The sequence below is a fragment of the Microcystis sp. M179S2 genome (assembly GCF_020245805.1).
GTDB lineage: Bacteria > Cyanobacteriota > Cyanobacteriia > Cyanobacteriales > Microcystaceae > Microcystis > Microcystis aeruginosa.
The window spans coordinates 1-2,741 of record NZ_JADBUE010000373.1 but is presented as its reverse complement, the minus strand read 5'-3'; the positions used below and the strand labels follow the sequence as shown (position 1 = coordinate 2,741).

Here is a 2,741-nt window from a genome sequence, read left to right as displayed (position 1 = left end):
CGGTTTCACCGATAGGTTATTGCCCGAATGCTTCGCCCCTACAGGACGCGGGCTGATGAAGACGCAAGGTTTTGAACGACGATTCTCTCAAAATCTTGCACCTGTGGGAGCAAGAAAAGCCCCAAAACCCTTACCTTGCCTACATTTCACATTTATTCAGCAAGCCCTAAGTAGTCGTGCAAAATTAATTTCCTAGTCGAGACAGGAGACTCCGAGACTCCGAGACGGGGGACGGGGGACTCCGAGACAGCTATCAGGGATCAGATTTGAATTTTTAGTTCACTGTTTACTGGTAACAGCAAAAAGCTTTTGGCTGACGGGTGACGGCTTGGATGTGTAATTAATTTTGCTTAGGTACTTACTAGAAAGCCAACGGCTCTCCCGATATAATGGAGAAAAATGTTGGAATATCTTCCATTTAGCCTCCTGGAAAGTCATTATAGACAATTACTCCAGCCCCGAATTAATTCAACGGGATGATTAGACCTCGACCTAATATTATCTCAAGACTAAAAGTTATTCTAGTCAGGGAACACACCCAAATAAAAATAATTTTGGCTCTTCGTTACTTGGTATGGTTCGATAGGGAGGCATAAATCGACTAAATCCTTATCTGGCAAGAGACTTAATTGATTAGTTCGCTCTAGATCGAAAAGAATTGACAAAAATCGCTAAATGCCTTTCTATATAAGGGTTCCATCCCTTATAACCCCCGTCCATTGCATCACACAAACCGAAGAGCCATAATTTTAATTGCTTCATATTTTTTCAGTGAAATTGAATTAGCGACGATAGATATACATTTCAGCTAGCGAACTATTTAGTTAGTACATAAGCTAAAGGCAGGCTGTGATTGGGTTATAATTTTTGGAGATGTCTATTGATTACTAGCCGGTCAACATCTAGATTTATTCTGGCAAATCCCCAAAACGCTCTCGATAGCGTTGGAGCAATGCTTCTAAATCCTCAGCCCGCATTCTCTCCTGTTCAGCCCGCATTTTCTCCTGTTCAGTTAGCTCTGACTCCGTGGGCAGTAAATCGCCCGCAAAAGTCGCCCAACGCAGCCAAACTGCCTCAACTCCCTTATACTCTCCTTGCCAGCGGACCAAAGCCAACCCTAGCCTTTGACTGAAAAATCTTTCTCCCGTCTCTAGAGATAATGGCTCGTAGTTGCCGTCTCTGAGGATAAAACCTGCCCAGTCTTCAGGATTGAAGGGATCGTACCAGAAATATTCTGGCACTCGCAAGCGGTCTTGATATATAGCTTTCTTTTCAGTTTTATCCTGTTGAGCGGTACTTTCAGAAAGGAGTTCGATAACCACGTCGGGAGCTTTCCCCTCTTGCCAAACCACCCAACTTTTTCTTTCCCCTTTAGGAACCCCCCGGACAGCAAAGAAATCGGGACCGCGAAAGTCCTCGCTTTTTAACTGTGCGGCACTGAAATAAACGAACATATTGCCGCCTACATAGCCATCTTCCCTAGCAGCTAACCAGGGTAACAAGGCATCTATGAGTATATCCATCTGGAGTTTATGTCGTTGGGTTTCCATGGGAACGCCGTCATCGCAGGGCAATTCATCTTGGGTGGGCAGTGAAAGTCGAGAAGGGGCAATAGTTGAAGTCATCGGAGTCACGCTGGTGATGAGACTTAAGGAGCTTTTTCCTCTAGCATTGGGGAAAATATCTAGGGGCTAGAATTGAGACGGGGCAAAATGTTATGGTAATTATAGCCTTCTTCTAGGAAATTAGTTTTTTAAGCACATATTGTAGGCTTGAGCCGCCTTCAATTTTTGGTACAGCAAAGGACTCTTTTCTCTACAAGACTGTTGTAGTTGCTGAAACTCGGCTTCACCCTTTTTCAGATAGGCATCCACAAGCTCTCGATTGGCCAGATAGAAAGCGATCGCGCCATAAACCTGTTCGAGGGAAAGGAGTGGAAAATTTTGGGCAATGCTTTCGGGCGATTCTCCGTTCAAGAAAGAATAGACAACTGAATCAAGGGAGATACGAGTTCCTTCAATCCAATATTCTTCTTCTCGTTGCTCGATGTACTGCTTTGTTGGGATAGAGGCTAATTTCTAAATCCATGACAGACATCCACGCTCGAATGCTTGCCAAGCCTGCATTCGTTGTGACGCGAATAAAGAAAAATGGTAATAGAGGCTAATTTCATAGGAGTAATGTTGCTGTTTAGCTAAAAGGATAAGAAATCCCATTACCGAGTAGGAATACCATTGCTAGGACTGGGGTATAGATTTTTGGAGATGTCTATTTATTATGATGATATTAGCGTCGAGAACGATGAATTTGAGTCTCACTTGTCCAAATCCTTTCTCTGATTGGCTCTATCCGCTTCACACATCTGACGAAACTCACGAACAATATCGTCCTCGGAAATTCCCTTTTGACTTAACAGGTACTCAAATTGAGCGGCCACCGCTTGTAAGGCAGCGATATCGGCGCTTTTACTCCCCTGTTTAACGGGGAAATAGAACCCAACAGTTTGACCGTGACGTAGTACCTCAACGGGAGTCTCACCGTATAGGTATTTAGGGAGTTCGCTCCGAAATTCTCGCACCCCAATTTTCTCAATGTCATGCTTATTGGGACTTAGACAAAAAACAAATCGAGAAAAGCCTCAACTCCAATCCCCGCTTGGGATTTACTTCGAGAAGCCCAAAATCGCTGAAACCCAGATAGATCAAGGAAAATCATAAATCGAGGTTAACCCTTTGTCCCGT

The 2,741-nt window shown here is 44.0% G+C and carries 4 protein-coding genes; 1 reads left to right on the top strand and 3 read right to left on the bottom strand.

Going from position 1 to position 2,741, the window contains the following annotated elements; genetic code table 11:
* The coding region (locus IM500_RS23305; RefSeq protein ID WP_287739622.1) for a hypothetical protein at positions 1-196 on the top strand (196 nt) is incomplete at its 5' end.
* 712 nt (positions 197-908) lie between these two features.
* Here the strand turns inward: IM500_RS23305 and IM500_RS23300 are convergent.
* From IM500_RS23300 to IM500_RS23290, 3 genes are all read right to left on the bottom strand, one after another.
* Positions 909-1,625 carry a Uma2 family endonuclease gene (locus IM500_RS23300; RefSeq protein ID WP_190722652.1) on the bottom strand — a complete coding sequence of 239 codons (717 nt, stop codon included), beginning with the start codon at positions 1,623-1,625 and terminating at the stop codon, positions 909-911.
* A 120-nt stretch (positions 1,626-1,745) separates the two neighbouring features.
* Positions 1,746-1,976, bottom strand: coding sequence for a DUF433 domain-containing protein (locus tag IM500_RS23295; protein WP_242034679.1), 231 nt, complete (start codon positions 1,974-1,976; stop codon positions 1,746-1,748).
* 338 nt (positions 1,977-2,314) lie between these two features.
* The gene (locus IM500_RS23290) at positions 2,315-2,578 is read right to left on the bottom strand and encodes a hypothetical protein (RefSeq protein ID WP_242034680.1); all 264 of its coding nucleotides are present in this window, start codon (positions 2,576-2,578) and stop codon (positions 2,315-2,317) included.
* Positions 2,579-2,741: the final 163 nt, after the last annotated feature.

Coding starts and splice junctions, on each gene's coding strand:
- IM500_RS23300 (WP_190722652.1), bottom strand. CDS start 1,625: ATGACTTCAACTATTGCCCCTTCTCGACTTTCACTGCCCACCCAAGAT.